The 22,849-nt window shown below is 36.4% G+C and carries 22 protein-coding genes; 16 read left to right on the forward strand and 6 right to left on the reverse strand.

What is annotated here, in order from left to right; all coding sequences use genetic code 11:
* The first annotated feature begins 290 nt into the window (after positions 1-290).
* Positions 291-1,094, forward strand: a complete 804-nt coding sequence (gene proC, locus FB551_RS13465; protein WP_142017859.1) for a pyrroline-5-carboxylate reductase — start codon at positions 291-293, stop codon at positions 1,092-1,094.
* Here proC and FB551_RS13470 read toward each other — a convergent pair.
* Complete coding sequence (locus FB551_RS13470; RefSeq protein WP_142017860.1) at positions 1,084-1,497, reverse strand: VanZ family protein; 414 nt, start codon at positions 1,495-1,497, stop codon at positions 1,084-1,086. The genes proC and FB551_RS13470 overlap by 11 nt on opposite strands.
* 56 nt (positions 1,498-1,553) lie before the next feature.
* On the opposite strand from FB551_RS13470, the gene lnt reads away from it, so the two are divergent.
* Complete coding sequence (lnt, locus tag FB551_RS13475; protein WP_142017861.1) at positions 1,554-3,188, forward strand: apolipoprotein N-acyltransferase; 1,635 nt, start codon at positions 1,554-1,556, stop codon at positions 3,186-3,188.
* A gap of 37 nt (positions 3,189-3,225) precedes the next feature.
* Complete coding sequence (locus FB551_RS13480) at positions 3,226-4,443, forward strand: hypothetical protein (protein WP_142017862.1); 1,218 nt, start codon at positions 3,226-3,228, stop codon at positions 4,441-4,443.
* Between the two features lie 61 nt (positions 4,444-4,504).
* Here FB551_RS13480 and FB551_RS13485 read toward each other — a convergent pair whose 3' ends face one another.
* Positions 4,505-6,214, reverse strand: coding sequence for a T9SS type A sorting domain-containing protein (locus FB551_RS13485; protein ID WP_226798691.1), 1,710 nt, complete (start codon positions 6,212-6,214; stop codon positions 4,505-4,507).
* A gap of 243 nt (positions 6,215-6,457) precedes the next feature.
* On the opposite strand from FB551_RS13485, the gene rpmB reads away from it, so the two are divergent.
* From rpmB to FB551_RS13520, 7 genes are all read left to right on the forward strand, one after another.
* Positions 6,458-6,700, forward strand: coding sequence for a 50S ribosomal protein L28 (gene rpmB / locus FB551_RS13490; protein ID WP_002976757.1), 243 nt, complete (start codon positions 6,458-6,460; stop codon positions 6,698-6,700).
* 6 nt (positions 6,701-6,706) lie between these two features.
* Positions 6,707-6,889, forward strand: a complete 183-nt coding sequence (rpmG, locus tag FB551_RS13495) for a 50S ribosomal protein L33 (RefSeq protein WP_027373683.1) — start codon at positions 6,707-6,709, stop codon at positions 6,887-6,889.
* 20 nt (positions 6,890-6,909) lie between these two features.
* Complete coding sequence (locus FB551_RS13500; RefSeq protein ID WP_002976755.1) at positions 6,910-7,062, forward strand: DUF4295 domain-containing protein; 153 nt, start codon at positions 6,910-6,912, stop codon at positions 7,060-7,062.
* An 82-nt stretch (positions 7,063-7,144) separates the two neighbouring features.
* Positions 7,145-8,101 (forward strand): MBL fold metallo-hydrolase, encoded by a 957-nt coding sequence (locus tag FB551_RS13505; RefSeq protein ID WP_142017863.1) that lies wholly within the window; start codon positions 7,145-7,147, stop codon positions 8,099-8,101.
* 157 nt (positions 8,102-8,258) lie between these two features.
* Positions 8,259-8,726: a RidA family protein gene (locus FB551_RS13510; protein ID WP_142017864.1), complete on the forward strand. Its 468-nt coding sequence runs from the start codon at positions 8,259-8,261 to the stop codon at positions 8,724-8,726.
* A 15-nt stretch (positions 8,727-8,741) separates the two neighbouring features.
* Positions 8,742-9,695 carry a signal recognition particle-docking protein FtsY gene (gene ftsY / locus FB551_RS13515; protein ID WP_034694984.1) on the forward strand — a complete coding sequence of 318 codons (954 nt, stop codon included), beginning with the start codon at positions 8,742-8,744 and terminating at the stop codon, positions 9,693-9,695.
* A gap of 73 nt (positions 9,696-9,768) precedes the next feature.
* Positions 9,769-10,029, forward strand: a complete 261-nt coding sequence (locus tag FB551_RS13520) for a GlsB/YeaQ/YmgE family stress response membrane protein (RefSeq protein ID WP_034694983.1) — start codon at positions 9,769-9,771, stop codon at positions 10,027-10,029.
* Between the two features lie 76 nt (positions 10,030-10,105).
* Here the strand turns inward: FB551_RS13520 and sppA are convergent, their stop codons facing one another.
* Positions 10,106-11,863 (reverse strand): signal peptide peptidase SppA, encoded by a 1,758-nt coding sequence (sppA, locus tag FB551_RS13525; protein WP_142017865.1) that lies wholly within the window; start codon positions 11,861-11,863, stop codon positions 10,106-10,108.
* Between the two features lie 20 nt (positions 11,864-11,883).
* Between sppA and folK the strand changes: the two genes are divergently transcribed.
* From folK to fmt, 6 genes are all read left to right on the forward strand, one after another.
* On the forward strand, positions 11,884-12,300 hold the full coding sequence (gene folK, locus FB551_RS13530) for a 2-amino-4-hydroxy-6-hydroxymethyldihydropteridine diphosphokinase (RefSeq protein WP_047434928.1): 417 nt from the start codon (positions 11,884-11,886) through the stop codon (positions 12,298-12,300).
* A gap of 17 nt (positions 12,301-12,317) precedes the next feature.
* Entirely contained in the window at positions 12,318-13,433 is a 1,116-nt protein-coding gene (locus FB551_RS13535; RefSeq protein WP_047434931.1) for a hypothetical protein, read from the forward strand.
* Between the two features lie 53 nt (positions 13,434-13,486).
* Entirely contained in the window at positions 13,487-15,016 is a 1,530-nt protein-coding gene (locus tag FB551_RS13540; RefSeq protein WP_142017866.1) for an OmpA family protein, read from the forward strand.
* 209 nt (positions 15,017-15,225) lie between these two features.
* Positions 15,226-16,665: an OmpA family protein gene (locus FB551_RS13545; protein ID WP_047434936.1), complete on the forward strand. Its 1,440-nt coding sequence runs from the start codon at positions 15,226-15,228 to the stop codon at positions 16,663-16,665.
* 77 nt (positions 16,666-16,742) lie between these two features.
* Entirely contained in the window at positions 16,743-18,650 is a 1,908-nt protein-coding gene (locus FB551_RS13550) for a RecQ family ATP-dependent DNA helicase (protein ID WP_047434938.1), read from the forward strand.
* A 150-nt stretch (positions 18,651-18,800) separates the two neighbouring features.
* Positions 18,801-19,748 (forward strand): methionyl-tRNA formyltransferase, encoded by a 948-nt coding sequence (gene fmt, locus FB551_RS13555; RefSeq protein ID WP_142017867.1) that lies wholly within the window; start codon positions 18,801-18,803, stop codon positions 19,746-19,748.
* 71 nt (positions 19,749-19,819) lie between these two features.
* Here the strand turns inward: fmt and FB551_RS13560 are convergent, their stop codons facing one another.
* The 3 genes from FB551_RS13560 to FB551_RS13570 all read right to left on the reverse strand — a co-directional run bounded on the left by FB551_RS13560 (position 19,820) and on the right by FB551_RS13570 (position 22,696).
* Positions 19,820-20,401, reverse strand: coding sequence for a Crp/Fnr family transcriptional regulator (locus FB551_RS13560; RefSeq protein ID WP_142017868.1), 582 nt, complete (start codon positions 20,399-20,401; stop codon positions 19,820-19,822).
* A 100-nt stretch (positions 20,402-20,501) separates the two neighbouring features.
* Complete coding sequence (gene ribB, locus FB551_RS13565) at positions 20,502-21,623, reverse strand: 3,4-dihydroxy-2-butanone-4-phosphate synthase (RefSeq protein ID WP_047434942.1); 1,122 nt, start codon at positions 21,621-21,623, stop codon at positions 20,502-20,504.
* Positions 21,624-21,691: 68 nt separating this feature from the next.
* Positions 21,692-22,696, reverse strand: coding sequence for an LLM class flavin-dependent oxidoreductase (locus tag FB551_RS13570; RefSeq protein ID WP_142017869.1), 1,005 nt, complete (start codon positions 22,694-22,696; stop codon positions 21,692-21,694).
* Positions 22,697-22,849: the final 153 nt, after the last annotated feature.

Genomic DNA, 22,849 nt, shown 5'->3' on the forward strand with positions numbered 1-22,849 from the left:
ATTCATATGAATTCAGTCTTTTTTATTTCTTAATTATCTGTAAGTGTCGAATATTTTGAAGTCTTATTTTATGCAATATATTTTCGCACGGATTTCTCAGATAGCATAGATCTTTATGATATTATTTTTATTTCACTCTTGCTGAAATTCTTCGATTTTCTTGCGCCTTAAAGCAGCATATTATTCAAAATCTTTGCGTCATTGCATTTTCCAACCAACAATTAATTCAGAATAAACTCATATCCAGTGTCCGGAAAATCACTATTTTAGCTTAAAAATTATAATTTGCGATGAAAATAGCTATTCTTGGAGCCGGAAATATGGGACTTTCTTTTTCAAAATCATTTTTGAAATATGAACTGATCAAACCTGAACACCTTCACCTGATTATCAGAAATAAGGAAAAAATCTCCAAAATAGCTGACGAATTCCCCAGGTCTAAAATTTCCACTTTTGAAGAAGTAAGAGACATTGATGCGGATCTGGTTATTATTGCTGTAAAACCTCAGGATTTTCAAACTGTTGCTCAAAATATTCAATTTACGTTCAAAGAAAACCAGATGATTTTATCCATCATGGCGGGAATCAATATTGAAAAAATTCAGAAATTACTGAATCATCCACTTGTCGTAAGAGCGATGCCCAACTCTCCTACCCTCCTGGGAATGGGAATCACAGGTTACACTGCAGCCAACGGAATTTCTTTCAGCCAGTTAATCAATATTGAAAGGTTATTGAACAGCACCGGCAGATCGGTTTATCTGGAAGATGAAGAGCTTCTGGATGGCGTCACCGCCCTTTCAGGAAGTGGCCCTGCTTATTTCTATTATATTATTGATGCGATGATCAAAGCTGGTATTGAAATGGGAATTGAAGAAAATCTTTCGAAACTTTTTGTAAAACAGACCATGCTTGGGGCTTATCATCTGATCAATAATTCAGAAAAAAACCTTGAGGAACTGATTAAAGATGTTGCATCCAAAGGAGGAACTACCGAAGCTGCTTTAAAAACATTTGAAGACAACAGTTTCAAAGAAATTCTGAAACAGGGCATTCTGAACGCCGAAAAGCGTGCAAAGGAACTTAATAACTAATTTTTTTTTCAATCATTCTGCAAAACTCCCATCCCAGATACACGCCAAACGTATTCAGGATGATATCGTCTACCTCAAATATTCCCATTCTGGTAAAATATTGAAGTGCTTCCACAATAACAATACATGAAATAAAGCTAAACATCAGGGGCTTCAGTTGTTTCATTTCGGGAATGACCCAGCCCAAAAAACCAAAAGGAATAAACATCATAATATTTCCCAAAACAATCGTCACAATATCTATGGTCTTAGCGGGCCCCTGGATAAATTTAATTGTAGAAAAAACAGGTTCTATGGTAATGAGATTTTCCTCATACTGAAATCTGCCCATTCCCAAAAACATCAGATAGAGCAAAAACAGAGTATACGGAACAATAATGATTTTATAAATTTTCTTTAACATCAAACTGCTAATATATTCATTTCAAAAACATTAAATTTGTGTATTAAAATAATTTAATGAAATACGTTCTACTTACACTTATTTCAGCAATGCTGCTGTCGGTTTCATGGCCAACTTATGGAGTTCCGTTTTTTATATTTTTTGCTCTTGTTCCTCTTCTGATGATGGAGCATGGAATTTCAAAATTTTCAGATTACAAAAGGAAAAGCTGGGTGGTCTTCGGATTGTCTTATCTATGTTTTGTGATCTGGAATATAGTCACTACAGGATGGCTGTATGGCTCAAAGAATCCTGACGGAAGCCATTCTCTGATGGCCGTTGTATTCCCGGTATTGGTTAATTCTTTTTTATACTCACTGGTATTCCAATGTTATCACTGGTACAAAAATGCTCAGGGAACCTATTGGGGATTAGGATTTTTAATCGCCATCTGGATGAGTTTTGAAAAATTTCATTTGGGATGGGAATTGACGTGGCCCTGGCTGAACCTTGGGAATGTATTTTCAGATTATCCAAAAGTGATCCAATGGTATGATACTTTAGGAGCAACCGGAGGAAGCTTCTGGATCCTCCTGATTAATGTTCTGATTTTTTACACCGTAAGAACATGGGAAGCGGGAAGAAAAAGAAAGGATTTGATCAAAAACTCGGCTATTATTGTAGCTTTGATTGCCTTACCAATGATTATTTCAGTGATCAAATACAATAATTTTGATGAAAAACCAGTCGGACAGGTGAATATTCTGATGTTGCAGCCGGATCTTGATCCTTATGCTGAAAAATATTCTAAAGACAGCCTGACCATAGAACAGGATTTATTAGCACTCGCTGAAAAAAACTCAACAGGTAAAATTGATTATTATATTGCACCGGAAACAGCGCTTCCGGGAAGAGGATCTATTTCCGAAACAGCTTTTGAAAAGAGTGTACTTCTCAACAATATCAAAGGATTTTTATCCCATCATCCTGAATCTGTTTTTGCTACAGGAATTTCTTCACACCGATTTTTTTATAACCCTGCTGACCTACCTAAGGAAGCATACCAGATCAACAGTGGAGTTTGGGTGAGCAGTTATAATACAGCCATTCAATTAGTACCTAATCAAAAAGTACAGGCTTACCACAAAGGGAAATTAGTACCCGGTGTTGAAATATTCCCTTATATGAATGTTTTAAAACCGCTTTTAGGAGATGCTATGCTCAACCTGGGAGGAACTGTAGCCTCTTTAGGAACAGATAAAGAAAGAGTTGCTTTTTCAAACCCTTACAACAAAGGAAAGCTAGCGCCTATCATTTGCTATGAAAGTATTTATGGTGAATTTGTAACAGACTATGTAAAAAAAGGAGCTAATTTCTTAGGCATTATGACCAATGACTCATGGTGGGGTGTTACAGAAGGACACAAACAACTTTTATCTTATGCTAAACTGAGAGCTATTGAAACCAGAAGAGAAATTGCACGTGCTGCCAACAGCGGAATTTCTGCACACATCAATGCAAAAGGAGAGGTAACTGCTGATACTTTCTATGGTGACCAAACCGCTTTATTTGCAAAAGTAAACCTGTATGATACCATGACATTCTACACCAGAGCAGGTGACCTTCTTTCAAGGTTTTCCATATTTGCGCTGGGATTTTTATTGTTTTACTACCTGATTGAATGGTTCAAAAAGAAAACGAAGAATGCGTAACCCCGAGGGTTAATTAAAATTACTAGATAGGGCTAACATGAAAGAAAAAATATTCAGATACAGATATTCTGTCATTTTTCTGGTGTATTGTATTACAGTATACTTTCTGAGTAAAAATGCAAGTCTTGTATTTGAATGGAAGGTAATCATGGAAGATTTTTCCATTTATCATGATTATTATTATCTAGGCAAACCCACAGCTTATATGCCGCCTTTATATCCTTATTATTTACTTTTAATAGAAAGTATTGTTAAGACACCGCAGTGGGTTATGATTTCATGTATTCTGCAGTCTGTCATTTTATTTTTCTCGGTTTTAGTGCTTGTTCTTTCTTTTGAAAAAAATGCAATAATAAAAAACAGATATTTCTTTGCTTTTGCGTGTATTATTTTTTTCCCGCCTATTCTTTTAGGCGCTACAAAAATCAGTTCATTTGCTCTTACATTATCTGTATTCTGCATTTTCTTTGCGTTAGTATTGAAATTATCGCGAATGGTCACTGCAAAAAGTGTAATATTAATTTCAATATTTTCAATAGCAGGGCTGTACCTCCGGTTTGAATTTCTGTTCTTAATGATCATCTCAGCAATTATGCTGATCCGATATAAGAGAATGAAATATTACAACCTTCTGTTTGTTTTCGCATTTATTTTCATTGCTTATCTTCCATGGTGTATAAGAAACCATGAAAAAACGGGAGTATTTCATTATTCAACTTCTCTCAATTATAATTTCGCAAAGGGGAATAATGAAAAATATGATATTTTCTCAAGCGAAAACCTGCCGTATGATCCAGCAAAAAAAATGGTATTAACCGATGAATATCTTCGTCAGAATTTCACAGATGAGAAACAAATAGATCAATATCTGCAGCAGCTCAATAAAAATTTTATTTCCAAGCACCCTGAACTATTTATTACAAACAGTTTAAAAAAATTAGGAATCAACTTTTTAAATTATTATCCAGGAAACTATAATTTAACAAGCGCTTACATAGTGTATCTATACTCTGGTATTTTACTGGTTTTTAGTTTGCTTTTTATTTACACAATCATTCAAAAGCTAAAATTAAGATTCACATTTGATGCTGTATTTCCCGGAGTCATTTTCATTTTCTATTTATTGTTTTATTCAGTAGCACCATTACCTAGATATTTCCTGTTATATTTCCCCCTATTTTTCCTTTTTGTGTTTCAGAATTTCAGTGGTAAACTCTATTTATATTTATTGAAAATCAAAAAGATAAACAGATAAAAAAAGAAAAGCCAGCTGGACGTCTGGCTTTTCTCATTGATAGAAGATAGAATTGATTCAATTACTTAATCGTAAGCTTCTTTGTGGTTATTTCGTTTTTTATCTTCAGTTTTAATAAATAGACTCCTTTAGGTAAATGAGAAACATCAATTGACTGGTCTGCATTCATACTGACATTCAGTTTTCTTCCATCCATAGAATACATTTCGGCTTCTGAAACTTTTTCCCCTTTGATATATACTTTGTCTGACGTAGGGTTCGGATAGATAACAAATTGCTTTTCAGATTTAATTTCCGCTGTTCCCAACACACTTTGTGCAGAAGCGTCAGAATATACTTTTGCAGCATCAATAGATTTCACACTCCAGTACACATTTTGAATGGATGGATCAAGCTCAAGGAACCAAGATGGTGTTGTTACTACATATTTAGCAATATCTTGAGCCCCCTGTACAGTTCCTACCGTAATTTCATAGCGTAAAGCATTCACCGGAGTTTTATCGTCTGATGCCCCACTCCATGTAAAATTAAAGCGGTTTCCGTTTTTAGTTACATTCAATTGAGTAGGAGCAGTAGGTTTTGCGTTTGCTGCTGTAGAATTATTTTTAAAAACTTTAGTCAGTGAAGGAAGATCGGAAGCTGCCCAATCAAATCCTCCTAATAAGATATCCAGATGATGATCATTATTAAAATCAAAAAGCTGTACCAGCCCCGGACCTCCAAGCGCCGTAATGCCATTGACAGTTCCTTCATTGAATGTATGATTGGAAATATCATAGATATAGGTTTTCACAACAGCATTGTAATTCTCATTTCCTGAAATAATAAAATCGTAATAGCCGTCGTTGTTTAAATCTCCAACACTCAATGCTACATCTGAAATATCATTTACTGCAATCGACTGAGGAGTCAATGTTCCGGTGCCATCATTCATTAAAACAGCAAAATAGACATCATCATTAGCATCTCTTCCCATCACTACAATATCCTGGAAACCATCTGCATTAAAGTCTGCAAAATCTATTTTCCCCACGGCTACAGGTGCAAGATCCTGTGTAGGGGTAAGAACTCCAGCCTGGTTCATATATACTTTGGATACCGCATCTCCATTGATATCTGATCCGATAATCACAAGATCAAGAAGGTTATCATTATTAAGGTCTACTACTTTAAAACTTCCACTCTGAGTTCCGTCTACCCAATTTTCCGTAAGATCAAAACCGGCGCCTGTATTTTTGTAATAATCCAAGCTATTTCCAAAACCTCCTCCATGAGCATATTGAGTTCCATTAAGGGCATAATCAGGCTTTCCATCATGATTAAAATCAAAAACTTCCAGAGAACCGTAAATTTTACCAGGCAGTTCTGCTTCTTTTACAAATCCTGTCCCCGTATTTTTGAATCGGTATTGTTTATAATTAACAACATCCATATAACTGAGTCCTGTAGAAATAATATCCATTAACCCATCATTATTGTAATCAATAAATTTAATATCTCCCAGATGGGTCACATCTGCTCCCAATCCTACAAACGGCACCAAGGTCATCCCATTATTCTGATATACTTCATTATAGGTACTGTCTACATTTCCGTCGCCATCAGAATCTATTGCTCCGTTGAGCACAATATCCAGCGTACCATTGTTGTCTATATCCGCAATATCTGCTGCAGAATAATAAAAATTATTCATGCCGGTCTGTATCTCTGTAAAATTCTGAGCCATCAGACTGACAGGCAACAAAGACCATAAAATATAAATCCTCCTCATATTTGTTTTTATTTAGATTAATTAAAAACAAAGATAGAATATTAAATTTTCTGGGTGAAAAAAAGGCTGTATGAAATATATCAGCACTGATTATCTGCCGTATCCCAAGGATTCTACTATTTTAAAAAATCAATATTATTAATCAGCCACTTATTTGCAAATATTTTTCAAAAGATTTGTCTATCTAAAAAATTCTTCGTTATTTTGCACTCTCAAATATTATACAAATAAGAACATCGAGATATGTCAAGAATTTGCCAAATAACAGGAAAGCGTGCAATGGTTGGTAACAACGTTTCTCACGCTAATAACAAAACGAAGCGTCGTTTTGAAATTAACTTATTAGAGAAGAAGTTTTACCTTCCAGAGCAAGATAAGCACGTTACACTGAAAGTATCAGCTCATGGATTGAGAGTGATTAACAAGATTGGAATCGAGGAAGCTATTGAAAGAGCTACTAGAAACGGATTGATTAAAAAGAATTAATAAATCATGGCAAAAAAAGGAAATAGAGTTCAAGTAATTCTTGAATGTACAGAGCACAAAGAAAGTGGTATGCCAGGAATGTCTAGATACATTTCTACAAAAAATAAAAAGAACACTACAGAAAGATTGGAATTGAAAAAATACAATCCTGTTCTTAAGAGATCTACCCTTCACAAAGAAATTAAGTAATTTATAAATAATAACTTACCATGGCAAAGAAAGTAGTAGCAACCCTACAAAGCGGTCAGTCTAAGAAAATGACTAAAGTGGTGAAAATGGTTAAGTCTTCTAAATCAGGAGCTTACGTTTTCGAAGAAAAAGTAATGAATGCTGACGAAGTAGATGGTTATTTAAAAAAATAATCAGTACTTGGTTTACAATATAAAAAACTACTCATTTATTTGAGTAGTTTTTTTGTTATATTCGTTTCATAAAAAACACAGTATGAAACAATTGTTTATTTTATTTTCCGCGATACTATTCACCGGACCTTCCTATCATTCTCAGACTATTCACGAAAAAAGCAGTTCTCAGGAGAATGTAAAAATTATTATTTTAGGAAATGTGCAGGATGCAGGCTCCCCACAGATCGGATGCCGTAAAGAATGCTGTATGGACCTCTGGAAACATCCTAAGCAGGATAGAAAAGTATCTTCTCTGGGAGTAATCGACAACGGGCTGCAGAAAAATTACATCTTCGATGCTACTCCTGATTTCACCCAACAACTGCAATTACTGATGGACCACTCAGCGGTTCCGAAGAAAACTGTACCTGATGGTATCTTTATTACCCATGCCCACATCGGACATTATACAGGTCTTATGTTTTTGGGGAAAGAAGCTATGAATTCCAAGGCTGTTCCTGTATATACCATGCCGAGGCTTAAAAAGTTTTTTGAAACCAATGGGCCATGGTCTCAGCTGATCCGTTTGAATAATATTGCTCCTTATGAGATGCAGAATGAAGTGCCAATAAAGGTGAACTCCAATTTAGAAGTTACTCCTATCCAGGTTCCCCATCGTGATGAATATTCGGAAACCGTTGGTTTCATCATTAAAGGTCCTCATAAAAAGGCACTATTCATTCCGGATATAGACAAATGGAACAAGTGGAAACACAATATTGCAGAACTTATAAAAACAGTAGATTATGCATTTCTGGACGGTACATTCTACGACTCGGAAGAAATAGGATACAGAAATATTGAGGATATTCCACACCCGTTTGTAGTGGAGAGTATGGAACTATTTAAAAACCTGTCACCGGAATATAAAAAAAGAATTTTCTTTATCCATTTTAACCATAGCAATAAAATTTTAAATCAGGACAGCAAACAGAGTAAGCAGGTCATTGAAAAAGGTTTTAATATCGCACGTCTGGGAGACGAGTTTGAATTGTAATTGTCATCAGTTTCTTTATCAGGCCGTAATAAAAACTCCTGATATGGAATATCAGTAAATAAAAATAATAAAGACTTTGTTTACATATAAAAAAACAACTCCTGTTTTGGGTAGTTTTTTTGCTATCTTTGCTCACCAGATTATTAATCAGTAAAGTATGAAAAAGATACTTGTTCTGGCCTGCACAGCAACTTTTCTATTTTCATTCAGTCAGAAAACAATGAGCACCATAGAATATAAAAGTTCGCCTAAAGTTTTCAACATAAAAGGATTATCCCAGTCGGTAAGTATTGACTGCGGAAATTCCAGAATGATTTTGTTATCCGGACAGGTTCCTCTGGATCCTGAAGGTAATCTTGTAGGAAATACTATTGAAGAGCAAACGCAGCAGGTTTTCAAAAACATTGAAAACATCCTGAAAGAATATGAAGGTACAGGCAAAGATATTATCAAACTGGTAATCTATACCATAGACATCAAAAAAACACCTGATTTCAGAAAAGTAAGGGATTTGTATATTAATCTTCAAAATCCTCCCGTAAGCAGCCTTGTAGAAGTGAACAGGCTTTTCAGAGATGATGTGTTGATAGAAGTAGAAGCCACAGCAGTGATTAAAAATAAATAAGAATAAACTAAAACTATGAGTTGGTTTAAAAATATTTTCAAAAAGGAAGAAAAAGAAACCTTAGATAAAGGATTGGAAAAATCCAGCCAGGGATTCTTTGAAAAAATGACGAAAGCCGTAGTCGGTAAAAGCAAAGTAGATGATGAAGTTCTGGATGACCTGGAAGAAGTCCTGATTGCTTCCGATGTAGGAGCCTCTACCACGATCAAAATTATTGAAAGAATTGAAGAACGTGTTGCCAGAGATAAATATGTAGGTGTTAACGAACTTGACAAAATTCTTCGTGATGAAATTTCAGGATTATTGCTTGAAAACCCACATGCCGGTACAGGAAATATAGATACCTCCAAAAAACCATATGTCATTATGGTAGTTGGGGTAAATGGAGTGGGAAAAACAACAACCATTGGAAAACTGGCTCACCAGTTCAAATCGGAAGGTAAAAAAGTAGTTCTTGGGGCTGCTGATACCTTTAGAGCCGCCGCCGTTGACCAGCTTGTTATCTGGAGCGAAAGAGTGGGTGTTCCTATTGTAAAACAGGAAATGGGATCAGATCCTGCCTCTGTAGCATTTGATACCGTACAAAGTGCTGTCGCTCAAAATGCAGACGTTGTCATCATCGATACCGCAGGAAGACTTCACAACAAGATCAACCTGATGAATGAATTGTCCAAGATCAAAAGAGTAATGCAGAAAGTGATTCCTGATGCACCTCATGAAATTCTATTGGTACTTGACGGATCTACAGGACAAAATGCTTTCGAACAGGCCAAGCAATTTACAGCAGCAACAGAAGTCAATGCTTTAGCAGTTACAAAACTGGACGGAACAGCCAAAGGAGGTGTTGTTATCGGAATCTCCGATCAGTTCCAAATTCCGGTGAAGTATATTGGTGTAGGCGAAAAAATGCAGGATTTACAACTCTTTAATGGTACGGAATTTGTAGACTCATTCTTCAAGAAAAGATGATTTATATCATGTTTTCCCTTATATTAGCAAACAAATCATTTTTTAAATATTAACAATAAAAAAATTTGCAACTATGGGAATTATTACATGGATCCTGTTCGGTCTTATCGCAGGTGCTATCGCTAAAATGATTATGCCGGGAACTCAGGGAGGAGGATGGCTTATCACTATTATCCTTGGAATTCTTGGAGCATTTGTTGGTGGAGCTATAGGAGTTTACGTTTTACACTGGGGAGATGTCACTTCATTCTGGAATCCAAGAAGTTGGATTCTCTCAATCGGAGGTGCTTTAATTATTCTCTGGATTTACGGAATGGCAACAAAGAAAAGCTGATATTAAAGCTGATAAAAATAAAATCCCGGATCTGAAATTTCAGGTCCGGGATTTTTGTATACAATATAAAATTTAGTTAGTTGTTGATTCTGATCTGATAAGGCATTTCCATTTTCACCTCAGACTGTAGTTTTTTGTTTGTGATCTGCTGTAAAATTTCATAGTTGGACTTCCCTATCTTATTTTTAATAATTCTGGCAGAAACATCTTCCTCATTCAGGTCTTTGAAGATTTGTTCAAACGGAGTCATTCTCTTAGGGAAAGCCTCTACATGGTATGACTTTAATCCTGCTTTCTGTGCTGCAAATTTTACAGCATCAGTTAAAGTACCCAATTCGTCTACCAGTCCAATTTCTTTTGCACGAACACCGCTCCATACTCTACCGCCTCCTACATTGTCAATCTGCTCAAAAGTTTTCTTCCTGTTCTGAGTCACAAAATGTACAAATCTCTTATAGGTACCTTCTACACTTCTTGTCATCATATTCACTCCATAAGGTGTCACTCCGTTTAACCCGGAATAATACATAGAGTTGGCATTGGTAGCAACAATATCTGCGCGGATCCCGTTTTTAGCAGCAATATCTTTATAATAAGGCATCACTCCGAACACTCCGATAGAACCGGTAAGTGTATTAGGCTCTGAATAAATTTTATCTGCAGCCATAGCCACATAATATCCTCCTGATGCCGCATAGTCTCCAAAAGAAACAATTAATGGTTTTTTCTTTTTCAGCTGCTGTAATTCAAATAAAATTTCATCTGAAGCATTAGCACTTCCTCCCGGAGAGTTGATTCTGAAAACAACAGCTTTCACTTTATCATCTTCCTGAAGCTTTTTGATATACTTCACATATTTCTCAGAATGGATGTCATTGTAATCATCTCCATTATTAATAGATCCCGAAGCGTAAAGCACTGCAATCTTTTCACCGGATTTATCTTCATCCGCATAAGAATTGATATAACTTGTCAAAGAAATTTTGTTCAGTTTTTCATCATCCTTCACACTTAACTTCGCCTTAAGAAGATCTTCATATTCTGATTTCTGGATCAGTTTATCTGCAAGTTTATACTTTAAGCTTTGCTCAGGAATCATTCCATATAAACTATCTGTAATCATTCTGAACTGAGCAGTATCAATTTTTCTTGATGCTGCCATTTTACTGGAAGTATTTTTCCACAGGTCATTCAAAAGTGTACTTAGCTGTTCTTTATTTTCAGGAGAAATATCATTTCTTAAAAACGGTTCTACTGCAGACTTGAATTTACCGTGACGGATTACTTCAATTCCAACTCCGTATTTATCGGCAAAATCCTTAAAGAAAGTAACCTCCGTAGCCAGACCTTTTAATTCTACCATTCCTGCCGGATGCAGATAATATTTATCAGCAACAGATCCTAAATAATAAGCAGACTGTGATACTCCGTTTCCATAGGCATATACAAATTTTCCGCTTTTCTTGAAATCTTCGATAGCATTTCTAAGATCATCAATTTGAGTAAGCCCGGCAGATAAATAATCAGTTTCTATACTGATTCCTTTAATGTTATCATCCGTTTTTGCTTTATTGATGGCCTCTAATGCATCATATATAAGGATACTTTTATTCTGGGCACCTATACCGAATAATCCCATCTCTTCTTCCGTAGGACTATCGATTATATTGGTCTTTAAATTAATCGTAAGAACTGAGTTCTTTTTCACCGCCACCGACTTATCATTCCCCATCGCACTAAACACAAGCATCATAATGAAAAAGATGAAAAATAGAGCGCAAAGTATGATAATTGCTACTATATTTGCCAAAACATTTTTAAAGAAACTTCTCATAAATCAATCAATTTTCTAATATGTCGCAGCATAAGGTCGTTTTGTTACTAGGAAGTAACTTAGGAGAGCAAAAAAAAAATGTAGAGCTTGCATTAAAGAAGATCAATGAAGCCGGAAATCACATTTCACAAACCAGCGAATTTTTAATGTCTGACCCCGTAGAGTTTGCCAGTTCCAATATTTTTTGTAATATTGCAGCAATAATATTCACTCATCTTTCACCAATCCAACTGCTTGATTGTATTAAGAATATAGAAGTTGAGATGGGAAGAATTAATGATTCAAAAGTATCCGGAGGTTATACTGACAGGATTATAGACATTGATATCATTAAGTATAATGAGTTAAATTTTAAATCAGAAAGGTTGGAAATCCCTCATAAAAAACATCTTTTTGAAAGGGACTTTTCCAGAATATTATTGAAAGATTTTATTTAAAACATAAAACATATTGTATGAAATTAGGTTTATTATTATTGGCTACGTCATTGCCAATTGCTGCGTTCGCACAGAACAGTGGCACTACAGTAAACTCTTCCACAGAGTATCCTAATACATTCTCCTCAGGTTCCGCCAATGTACAAACTTTCGACAATAAAGCCAGACGTTTCAGAGACTGGTCTATTTCTGTCGGAGGAGGTCCTGCATTTATGGTACACTCCGATTTAAAATCTATCCGCAAGGATAAGACCAATTGGGGATACAATGCTTACGTAAGCGTGGACAAACAAATCACACATGCATTCGGGCTAAGCCTAATGTATATGAGAGGAGAAACGAAACAGACAGCCCAGCTTCCCGGTGCTGCAGGTGTAAAATCAGGAGTAGCTACTGCAACAACACAATTTGACAACATCTCTTTATTAGGGGATATCAACTTCTCGAATCTCTTCAGAAGAGTAGACAACCACTCTCCATACAGATGGGCTTTCCATGGATATATGGGTATTGGAGTTCAGGGATTCAGAACTTCACTACATGATAACGACGAATTCAGATGGAGCAATACTCCAAGAAGAACTCCTTTGTTTATTAAGCAAGACATTGATATCAATTCTATCTTCTATCAGGGAGGTGTTGGAATAAAATATAATGTTTCAAAACTTATTGACGTTGAGGCAAGAACCATGTACATCATCAGTGGTGATGATGAATTCGATGGCGGCGGATGGGCAGATCCTAATGATTATGATCCTTCTACTCCAGGTTCAAAATATAACATGCTAAACTCAAGAAGATCTGATAATGCCTGGACAGTAAGTTTAGGAGTATCTTTCAAATTAGGAAAGCACGAATCTCACCTGGCATGGCATGATCCTCTTCAGGAAGCTTACTACAGAACCAGCGTTCTTGAAAATGCAAGTACTGACCTTGTTGTTTGCGAAAAAGGAGATGCAGATAATGACGGAGTATGTGATGATTGGGACAGACAGCTTGATACTCCTGCAGGAGCAAGAGTAGATGGTGCCGGAGTTGCTTTGGATATGGATCTGGATGGAGTTATCGACCTTTATGATAAGTGCGTAACTGTACCGGGACCTGTTGAAAATAACGGATGTCCAATTAAATAATTAAACAGACTTCAACTTCTTTTTTCAAAAAAGAAATCAAATAATAATACACGATGAAATTAAGTTTAGCAATTGTAGCATTAGCTTTGGCAATTCCTTCTGCCACTTATGCACAAGACTCAACTGCAGATTCAAATGGAAAATACCCTAATACATTTTCTTCAGGATCTGCCAATGTTACCCCATTTAACAACCAATCTAAAAGATTTAATGATTGGTCTATCTCTGTAGGAGCAGGTGTTCCCCTTCTTCAGTCAGCAGATTTGACGTCCATCAAAAATGGTAATGGTAAAAATCTTTTTGGATATTCAGCGTATGTAAGTATTGATAAAGCGATTACCCATGCCTTTGGGATCAATTTACAGTATGACAGAGGTGAAACCAGACAAGGATGGTTCAATACTAAAAATGCAGCACCAGATGCATCAGCAGTAGGAGCAAGAACTCAGTATGACGCAATCTCTATCTTAGGAGATATTAACTTCTCGAATCTGTTAAGAAGAGTTGATAACCACTCTCCTTACAGATGGGCACTTCATGGATATGCAGGTATCGGTACTATCGCTTACAGAGCATACCAGAAAGACGGAAGTAACAGACAGAGGTTAATGACAGAAATCAAACCTTTCGAATTAGGTTCTATGTTCTTCCAGGCTGGTACAGGTGTGAAGTTTAAAGTAAACAGAAGAATTGATATTGAAGGTAGATTAATGTATGTAGTAACCGGTGATGATGAATTTGACGGAGGTGGTGATGCTTACAGTGCTATCAACAAACGTTCTGAGCAGGTTTCTGACAACTTCTTCAACGCTACTTTAGGTCTTTCTTTCAAATTAGGAAAGCACGAGTCTCATGTAATGTGGCATGACCCACTTCAGGAAATCTATTATAAGCTTGATGTACTGGCTAATAAAAACCAGGATATCGAAGTATGTAAAAAAGGAGATGCTGATAATGACGGGGTATGCGACGATTGGGACAGACAGCTTGATACACCTGCAGGTGCTAGAGTGGACGGTGCCGGAGTTGCATTGGATACTGACCTGGATGGTGTAATTGACCTTTACGATAAGTGTGTAACGGTTCCAGGACCTGTTGAAAACAACGGATGCCCTATTGCTAAAAAAGATAATAAGGAAACCGCTGTAGAAGTAGAGAAAACCCTTAAAGATATTTACTTCAACTTTAATAAAGCTACTATCAGACCTGAATCTAACGAAAAATTGGATCTGGCAGCTTCCATTATTAAAGAAAACGGAGGTAATTATCTGTTAACAGGACATACAGATATCAAAGGAAATGCAGCGTACAACCTTAGATTGTCTAAAGAAAGAGCAGCTGCTGTAGTAGGAGCTCTGGAAAACAGAGGCATTAATGAAAATGTGCTGAAATCAAGAGGTGTTGGCTCTGCTGAAGCAACAATCCCAGCGTCGGCTTCAGATGCTGAAAGAATGGCAGACAGAAAAGTTACGGTAAGATTTATAGAAAGTTCAGAATGGGATTCTATCAAAAAGAAAGACTATGAAGACGCTCCTGTAAAAAAAGCAGTAAAAAAAGTTCCTGCTAAGAAAAAGAAGAAATAATTTTAAAATACTTCATAAACCGAAAAGAATTGTTCTTTTCGGTTTATTTTTTTTTTACTACGATTTTTTTTACATACCTTTATCATTATTTAAGACAACTTTATGAAACATATTAGTAATCAGTAAGTTTGTTTTGAAAAAAATTAACACAAAATCACTTTTTAACGTAAAAAAATCATTTAAATAACTTAACTTAAAAAAATAACACTATGAAATTAAGTTTAGCAATTGTTGCATTAGCTTTGGCAATTCCTTCTGCCACTTATGCACAAGACTCAACGGCAGTTTCAAAAGGAGAGTATCCTAATACATTTTCTTCGGGATCTGCTAATGTTTCCCCATTTACCAATCAATCTAAAAGATTTAACGATTGGTCTATTTCTGCCGGGGTAGGTGTTCCACTTCTTCAGTCAGCAGATTTGACGTCGATCAAAAATGGTAACGGTAAAAACCTTTTTGGATATTCAGCGTATGTAAGTATTGATAAAGCAATTACCCATGCTTTTGGGATCAATTTACAGTATGACAGAGGTGAAACCAGACAAGGATGGTTCAATACTAAAAATTCTGCACCAGATGCATCAGCGGTAGGAGCAAGAACTCAGTATGACGCAATCTCTATCTTAGGAGATATTAACTTCTCGAATCTGTTAAGAAGAGTTGATAATCACTCTCCTTACAGATGGGCACTTCATGGATATGCAGGTATTGGTACTATTGCCTACAGAGCATACCAGAAAACCGGAAATAACAGACAGACATTAATGACTGAAATCAAGCCTTTTGAACTAGGTTCTATGTTCATGCAGGCTGGTACTGGTCTTAAATTCAAAGTGAACAGAAGAATCGATATTGAAGGTAGATTAATGTATGTGGTAACCGGTGATGATGAATTTGACGGTGGAGGAGATAAATACAGCGCTATCAACAAGCGTTCTGAGCAGGTTTCTGACAACTTCTTCAATGCTACTTTGGGTCTTTCCGTTAAACTTGGAAAACACGAATCTCACTTAATGTGGCATGACCCACTTCAGGAAATCTATTATAAACTTGATGTACTGGCTAATAAAAACCAGGATATTGAAGTATGTAAAAAAGGAGATGCTGATAACGACGGGGTATGCGACGATTGGGACAGACAGCTTGATACACCTGCAGGTGCTAGAGTGGACGGTGCCGGAGTTGCATTGGATACTGACCTGGATGGTGTAATTGACCTTTACGATAAGTGTGTAACAGTTCCAGGACCTGTTGAAAACAACGGATGTCCTGTAGCTACAACCGGACCTGTAGTAGAAACAGAAACTAAGTTGGAGGGAATTGAATTTGATTTAAATTCTGACAGAATTTTACCATCAAATACTCCAATTTTAAATAACGCTGTAAACTATATTAATTCTTCAACTGGTTCTTACAATGTAATAGGAGCTACTGATACAAGAGGTACTGATGCTTACAACCAAAAACTATCAGAGAGAAGAGCAAACAACGTTAAGAACTATCTGATCAAAAACGGTGTTCAAACAGGTAAACTACAGGCTGTAGGAAAAGGTGAAAAAGACCTTAAATACCCTGAGTGTGAACCAGCAACGAAGTGCCCTGAATGGAAAAACAGAGCCAATAGAAGAGTATACTTCGAAGCTAAATAATAAATATATTGATATATCATATGAAAGTCACGCCCTGCGTGACTTTTTTTGTCTAAATCTTTCCTTATTTTTACAACATGATTTCTCCGCAGGATTTTCAAAAGCTAAAATATGATACTCTTAAGTATTTCTGGGGTTATACCGACTTCAGAGATTCTCAGGAAGAAATTATCAATGCTGTTATCAACGAAAAAGATACCTTGGTTCTGTTACCTACAGGAGCAGGAAAGTCTCTGTGCTATCAATTACCCGCATTATTGAAAGAAGGGACCTGCCTTGTTGTATCTCCTTTGCTGGCATTGATGAAAGATCAGGTCAATCAGCTTAAATCACGCGGAATAGAAGCAGAATATCTGTCTTCTGAACTGGATGAATATGATGCGGAAGCAGTGTACGACCGTTGCAAGGAAGGGCTTACAAAACTTCTCTACGTTTCTCCTGAAAGACTTACCAATACTCAGTTTATTCAAAACATGGAGGAAATTCAGTTATCCTTCATTGCCGTGGATGAAGCCCACTGTATTTCGGAATGGGGACAGGATTTCAGACCCAGTTACCAGAATATAAAAGGATTCAGAAATAATCATCCTGAAATTCCATGTCTTGCTTTAACGGCAACAGCGACCCCGAAAGTGCTTGAAGAAATCAAAAATAAGCTGGAACTGAAAAATCCTTTTGTTTTTCAAAAGAGTTTCAAGAGAGAGAATATCAAAATCTTTACCGATGAAGTATCTGATAAATTCCAACGTGTTTTTGATATTTTAAAATACAGCAACGACTCCGGGATTGTCTATGTAAGAACAAGAAAAGAAGCAGAACTGCTGGCAGAATTTCTAAAGAAAAACCAACTGAAAAATGTAGATTATTTTCATGCCGGCCTAACAACCAAGGAAAAGAATGCAAGACAGAATCTTTGGAATAACAGCGATAATCATGTTCTTATTTCTACTAACGCCTTTGGAATGGGTATTGACAAAGACAATGTTCGCTTTGTCATTCACTATTCTCCTGCTGCGTCTCTGGAAAACTATTATCAGGAGATCGGTAGAGCCGGAAGAGATGGAAAAGAAAGTTTTGCTTTCATGCTATGGAACAAACAGGAATTATTAAATTTTGATCAGGTTTTAAAAAATCAGACCCCCAACAAAGCTGAGTTTTTGAAGATCATCAGCTACCTCTACTCTATTTTTCAGGTAGCAGAATTCGAACTTCCGGAAAAAACATTTCAACTGAACAGCCTTAGTATACAGAATTTCACAAAACTGTCTAAAGCTAAGATCAACAATGTACTCAATTTTCTCCACAACCAGGAAATTGTTTACTACAACGATTATAAAAGCCTGTCTTCGCTTGAACTTTTCATTAAAGCTGATGAGATAGACCAGCTCCCCCAAAAGGATGCCCATTTTATAGAACTTCTTTTCCGAAACATATCCGGGATTACAACCCACAAAGTAATGTTCAGTGAGCAGCAGGTAAGCAACAAAATCAATATCAGTGTTCCTTTGATCAAAGAACGTTTGAAAGAACTTCAGCAAAAAAATTATCTTGAATATATTGATGGGGCACTGGCAAGTATCAAATTCCTGAAACCCCGCGATGAAAGAGCTGTGAATAGTGCTTACTGGAAATTATTTGAACATATTCAAAGGAACAAAATTCAGAAATGGGAAGAGATGAAATTTTACGTAGAAAACAATGACTACTGTAAAATGAAACTTATCCTAGCCTACTTTGGTGAAAAAAATTCCAAAAACTGTGGCCAGTGCTCTGTCTGTGAAAAAAATAAGCAGTCGATCTTTGGAAAAAATATTTCTCAGCAAATCATCAGCTTACTAGCTAAAAAATCAGCTACTATTGAAGAACTGTCTATCCAGCTCAGTTACCATTCCAAAGAAAATATACTGGAAAACCTGATCTTTCTTTTGGATTCAGGAAAGGTAAGAATGCTGAATTTCAGAACGTATGCGCTGAATCATGAGTAATGAGTAATGGATAATGAGTAATGAGTATTATAAACATTATGATCTCAACCTGCCTAAATCCACTGCTCTCAAACTCTCACACCCTAAAACTCTCTTACCCTCAAACTCCAATATCATCCGACTCTCAGATCAAAAACTTATCTTTGCAGTATGAAATCATTGAAAGTCGTTTTTTTAGGAACTCCTGAGTTTGCAAAAACCTCTTTGGAGGCTATTCATCAATCTCATCATCAGGTGGTAGGCGTTGTAACCGTTGCTGATAAAGCCAGCGGACGCGGACAGAAAATTCACCAATCCCCGGTAAAAATATATGCAGAAGAAAACAACATCCCTGTTTTCCAGCCGGAAAAGTTGAGAAACCCGGAGTTTCTGGAAGAACTCAGAAAACTCGATGCTGATGTATTTGTTGTGGTAGCATTCAGAATGATGCCTAAAGTACTTTTTGAAATGCCTAAAATGGGAACCTTCAATCTTCATGCTTCGTTACTTCCTGATTACAGAGGTGCTGCACCAATTAATTATGCTGTAATCAATGGAGAAGAAAAATCCGGAGCTACTACCTTCTTTATTAATGAAAAAATTGATGAAGGTAATATTCTTCTTCAGCAGGAAATAGAAATTTTACCTGATGAAAATGCAGGAAGCCTTCATGACAGGCTGATGGAGATGGGTTCAGGTCTTGTTGTAAAAACCTTAGATGGTCTTGCTGAAAATGCAATTGAAGAAAGACCTCAACCTCACGTAGAACATCCTAAAAACGCTTATAAAATTTTCAAGGAAGATACGAGGATCAATTGGGAGCAGCCTTCAAAAACTATTCATCAGTTTATTCTGGGAATGTCGCCTTATCCTGCAGCTTTCACTACTTTAAAGATTGACAATGAAGAAAAAGGATTAAAAATATTCGGGGGCAAATTTGAACTTTCCGATCACGGGAAACCAGCCGGAAGTCTCGATATTTCTAAAAATGATTTTAAAATCTATACCCAGGACGGAATTTACTATCCTTTGGAACTTCAATTGGAAGGGAAAAAAAGAATGATGGTAAAAGATTTTCTGAATGGCTTCCGAAACTTTGACGGAATTACATTAAGCTAAAAGCAGATCATGACCCAGCATAAAAAGTCCCGAAAGTATTTAAACTTTCGGGACTTTTTATTTTTCAAAAATCAGCTTTTACTGACAATTTTCTTCCGGATTCTGCTGATAAACTCAGGAGTTACTCCCAGATAGGCCGCAATCTGAATATTGGTAAGACGATTGGCTGTCTGTGGATAATCTTTTAAAAATTCTACATAACGTTCATCTGAAGGTTTGCTTAGATTATCAATAATTCTACGCTGTAATGCTATAATTGACTTTTGAAATTTAAGTCTCATTAATCTTTCAATCTCCGGCATTTCAGCATATAACTTTTCTTTTTCCATTTGGGGAATGAGAAGAATCTCGCTATCCTCAAGCGCCTGAATATTGAGCTTTGAAGGAATACGGTTCACAAAACTATCAATATCGGAGATCCACCAGTTTTCAATTCCAAAATACAATATCTGTTCGGCTGCATTATGATGGGTATGAAAAACTTTTAAGCAGCCACTTACCACAAATCCTTCAAATTCGCAAATCTCACCTTCTCTTAAAAGGAATTCTCTTTTCTTTATTTTCTGAAGATGAAAGGCACTGCAGTATTTATCCAGCTTTTCGTCTGAAATATCAATATAGCCCCGGATGTGTTTTTTTAAAGACTCAGTCATAATTTAAAAATAAAAAAGGTTTAGAAAAATCCTAAACCTTATATTTTATATTAGAAACAGTCATTTATTATGAAAAAATTCATTACCGACTGTTCATTTACTAAAGTTGTACCATCTCAGTAACCTCTACATCATATCCTCCAACCTGAGGTTTGATATTAGGGTTTTGAGTGATTACTTTGAACTTATTGATTCCTAAATTCTTTAAGATCTGCGTTCCGATTCCATAATCTCTGTAGTTGTACGCTAATGTAGGATGCTGCTCCTGGCCGTCCTGATAGTTCAGGAACTGCTGAAGCTTTCTCAATGTATTTTCAGAGTTTGAAACGTTATTAATGAAAATGATGGCACCTTTTCCAGCTTCATTAACCATACCTGTTACTTTTTCCAACAGGGGTTTCTCACCATTATTTAATCTTGTCAGTACATCGAAATAAGAATCTGAAGACTGTACTCTTACCAAAACAGGCTCATCTACTGTCCATGTTCCTTTTGTCAATGCAAAGTGGATCTGTTCATTGGAAGTTTCTCTGAAAGCATAAAAATCAAAATCACCATAATGTGTTTTTACTTTTTTCTCTTCAAGTCTTTCTACCAGATTTCCTTTTTTAAGCTGATAATGGATCAGGTCTTCGATAGAAACGATCTTCATATCGTGTTTTTGCGCAAAAGCGTGAAGTTCCGGCAGACGGGACATTGTACCATCTTCATTCATGATCTCACAGATCACTCCTCCTTCTTTCAACCCAGCTAAATTCGTAAGATCGATTGCAGCTTCAGTATGTCCGGCTCTTTTCAATACACCACCTTTTCTTGCACGAAGCGGGAAAATGTGACCAGGTCTCATAAAGTCTGTAGGTTTGGATTTTTCATCCATCAGTGCTAAAATTGTTTTTGCTCTGTCACCTGCAGAAATTCCGGTAGATGTTCCGTTACCCAGAAGGTCAACGGATACGGTGAAGGCAGTTTCTTTAGGATCGCTGCTTCTGCTTACCATTACTTCAAGGCCAAGCTCATCACATCTTTTTTCAGGAAGCGGCATACAGATCAGTCCTCTTCCGTGAAGTGCCATAAAATTGATAATTTCCGGCGTTGTCAGTTCTGCAGCACAAAGAAAATCACCTTCATTTTCTCTGTCTTCATCATCTACTACTATGATTATTTTACCATTTTTAAGGTCTTCAATAGCCTCTGGAATAGTATTTAATTTAATATCGGACATTTTTACTTTTTATTTTTGCAAAGATACTCATAAAAATAAGCATCTGCCAATTAATTATGGATGGTTTATTACGCTTTGGATAAGGAGTCTGCTGCCTCTCTGAAAATCTCGTAAGATCTCAATCTTTTCTGATGATCATAAATATGTGAGTTGATCATCAGCTCATCAACCTGGAATCTTTCCTGGAAATCTTTAAGTTTTTCCTGAACTTCAGCCTGATCTCCGATAAAGGTATATCTCAGTTTCTGCAACACCATGGATTTTTCCATCGGGGACCAGATTTCGTCCATATCATCCACGGGTGGAGCAAAAGGTTTTCTGTCATTTCTTACAATATTGATGAATGCCTGAAATAAAGTTGTGGATATTTTATGAGCTTCTTCTGAAGTTTCTGCTGCCACACCATTAACACAAGCGATGATATAAGGTTTGTCCAGATATTTTGACGGTTCAAAATGTTCTCTGTAAATTTTAAAAGCCATTTCCATCTGCTCAGGAGCAAAATGTCCTGCAAATGCGTACGGCAAACCTAGTTCTGCAGCCAGCCATGCACTGTCTGTACTGGATCCCAGAATATAAAGCGGGATATCAAGTCCTTCTCCGGGAATGGCACGAACCATCGCATCCGAATTTTCTTTTGAAAAATATCTTTGAAGTTCAAGAATCTGTCTTGGAAACTGTTCGTTGATGATAGCTGGGTTTCTTCCCAAAGCCTGGGCTGTAAGTCCGTCTGTTCCCGGAGCTCTTCCTAAACCAAGATCAATTCTTCCGGGAAACAAAGATTCCAGTGTTCCGAACTGTTCTGCTATGATCAGGGAGCTGTGGTTAGGGAGCATAATTCCTCCCGAACCAACCCTTATAGTTTTCGTTCCGTTGGCAATGAAACCAATTAAAACAGAGGTTGCTGAACTGGCAATACTTTCCATATTATGGTGCTCTGCCAGCCAGAATCTTTTATAATTTAAATTTTCAGCATGATTCGCTAATGATAAGCTGTCCTGAAAAGTTTCGTGAATGCTTTTATCCTGCTTTACCGGCGCAAGATCTAAAACAGAAATTTCAAAATTTTTCATATTGAGATCGTTAATTTTTCCAAAGGTGATAGTGAATCTCCTCTGTCAATTTCATATTCTAAATTGAGTTCTTAAAAACCAAACAAATTTAAAACATAAAAACTGCATTAGTTACTTTTTGTAATTAATAAAAACAATTGATCAGTTCAGGGA

This window comes from Chryseobacterium aquifrigidense (genome assembly GCF_006716485.1).
Taxonomy (GTDB): Bacteria; Bacteroidota; Bacteroidia; order Flavobacteriales; family Weeksellaceae; genus Chryseobacterium; species Chryseobacterium vietnamense.

Bases quoted from the DNA above. Each gene is read 5' to 3' on its own strand.
- folK (WP_047434928.1), top strand. From the start codon at position 11,884: ATGTCGCAGCATAAGGTCGTTTTGTTACTAGGAAGTAACTTAGGAGAG.
- FB551_RS13540 (WP_142017866.1), top strand. From the start codon at position 13,487: ATGAAATTAAGTTTAGCAATTGTAGCATTAGCTTTGGCAATTCCTTCT.
- FB551_RS13470 (WP_142017860.1), bottom strand. From the start codon at position 1,497: ATGTTAAAGAAAATTTATAAAATCATTATTGTTCCGTATACTCTGTTT.
- ribB (WP_047434942.1), bottom strand. From the start codon at position 21,623: ATGTCCGATATTAAATTAAATACTATTCCAGAGGCTATTGAAGACCTT.
- FB551_RS13520 (WP_034694983.1), top strand. From the start codon at position 9,769: ATGGGAATTATTACATGGATCCTGTTCGGTCTTATCGCAGGTGCTATC.
- ftsY (WP_034694984.1), top strand. From the start codon at position 8,742: ATGAGTTGGTTTAAAAATATTTTCAAAAAGGAAGAAAAAGAAACCTTA.
- FB551_RS13560 (WP_142017868.1), bottom strand. From the start codon at position 20,401: ATGACTGAGTCTTTAAAAAAACACATCCGGGGCTATATTGATATTTCA.
- FB551_RS13485 (WP_226798691.1), bottom strand. From the start codon at position 6,214: ATGAGGAGGATTTATATTTTATGGTCTTTGTTGCCTGTCAGTCTGATG.
- rpmB (WP_002976757.1), top strand. From the start codon at position 6,458: ATGTCAAGAATTTGCCAAATAACAGGAAAGCGTGCAATGGTTGGTAAC.
- FB551_RS13535 (WP_047434931.1), top strand. From the start codon at position 12,318: ATGAAATTAGGTTTATTATTATTGGCTACGTCATTGCCAATTGCTGCG.
- lnt (WP_142017861.1), top strand. From the start codon at position 1,554: ATGAAATACGTTCTACTTACACTTATTTCAGCAATGCTGCTGTCGGTT.
- sppA (WP_142017865.1), bottom strand. From the start codon at position 11,863: ATGAGAAGTTTCTTTAAAAATGTTTTGGCAAATATAGTAGCAATTATC.
- proC (WP_142017859.1), top strand. From the start codon at position 291: ATGAAAATAGCTATTCTTGGAGCCGGAAATATGGGACTTTCTTTTTCA.
- fmt (WP_142017867.1), top strand. From the start codon at position 18,801: ATGAAATCATTGAAAGTCGTTTTTTTAGGAACTCCTGAGTTTGCAAAA.
- FB551_RS13570 (WP_142017869.1), bottom strand. From the start codon at position 22,696: ATGAAAAATTTTGAAATTTCTGTTTTAGATCTTGCGCCGGTAAAGCAG.
- FB551_RS13480 (WP_142017862.1), top strand. From the start codon at position 3,226: ATGAAAGAAAAAATATTCAGATACAGATATTCTGTCATTTTTCTGGTG.
- FB551_RS13510 (WP_142017864.1), top strand. From the start codon at position 8,259: ATGAAAAAGATACTTGTTCTGGCCTGCACAGCAACTTTTCTATTTTCA.
- FB551_RS13500 (WP_002976755.1), top strand. From the start codon at position 6,910: ATGGCAAAGAAAGTAGTAGCAACCCTACAAAGCGGTCAGTCTAAGAAA.
- FB551_RS13550 (WP_047434938.1), top strand. From the start codon at position 16,743: ATGATTTCTCCGCAGGATTTTCAAAAGCTAAAATATGATACTCTTAAG.
- FB551_RS13545 (WP_047434936.1), top strand. From the start codon at position 15,226: ATGAAATTAAGTTTAGCAATTGTTGCATTAGCTTTGGCAATTCCTTCT.
- rpmG (WP_027373683.1), top strand. From the start codon at position 6,707: ATGGCAAAAAAAGGAAATAGAGTTCAAGTAATTCTTGAATGTACAGAG.
- FB551_RS13505 (WP_142017863.1), top strand. From the start codon at position 7,145: ATGAAACAATTGTTTATTTTATTTTCCGCGATACTATTCACCGGACCT.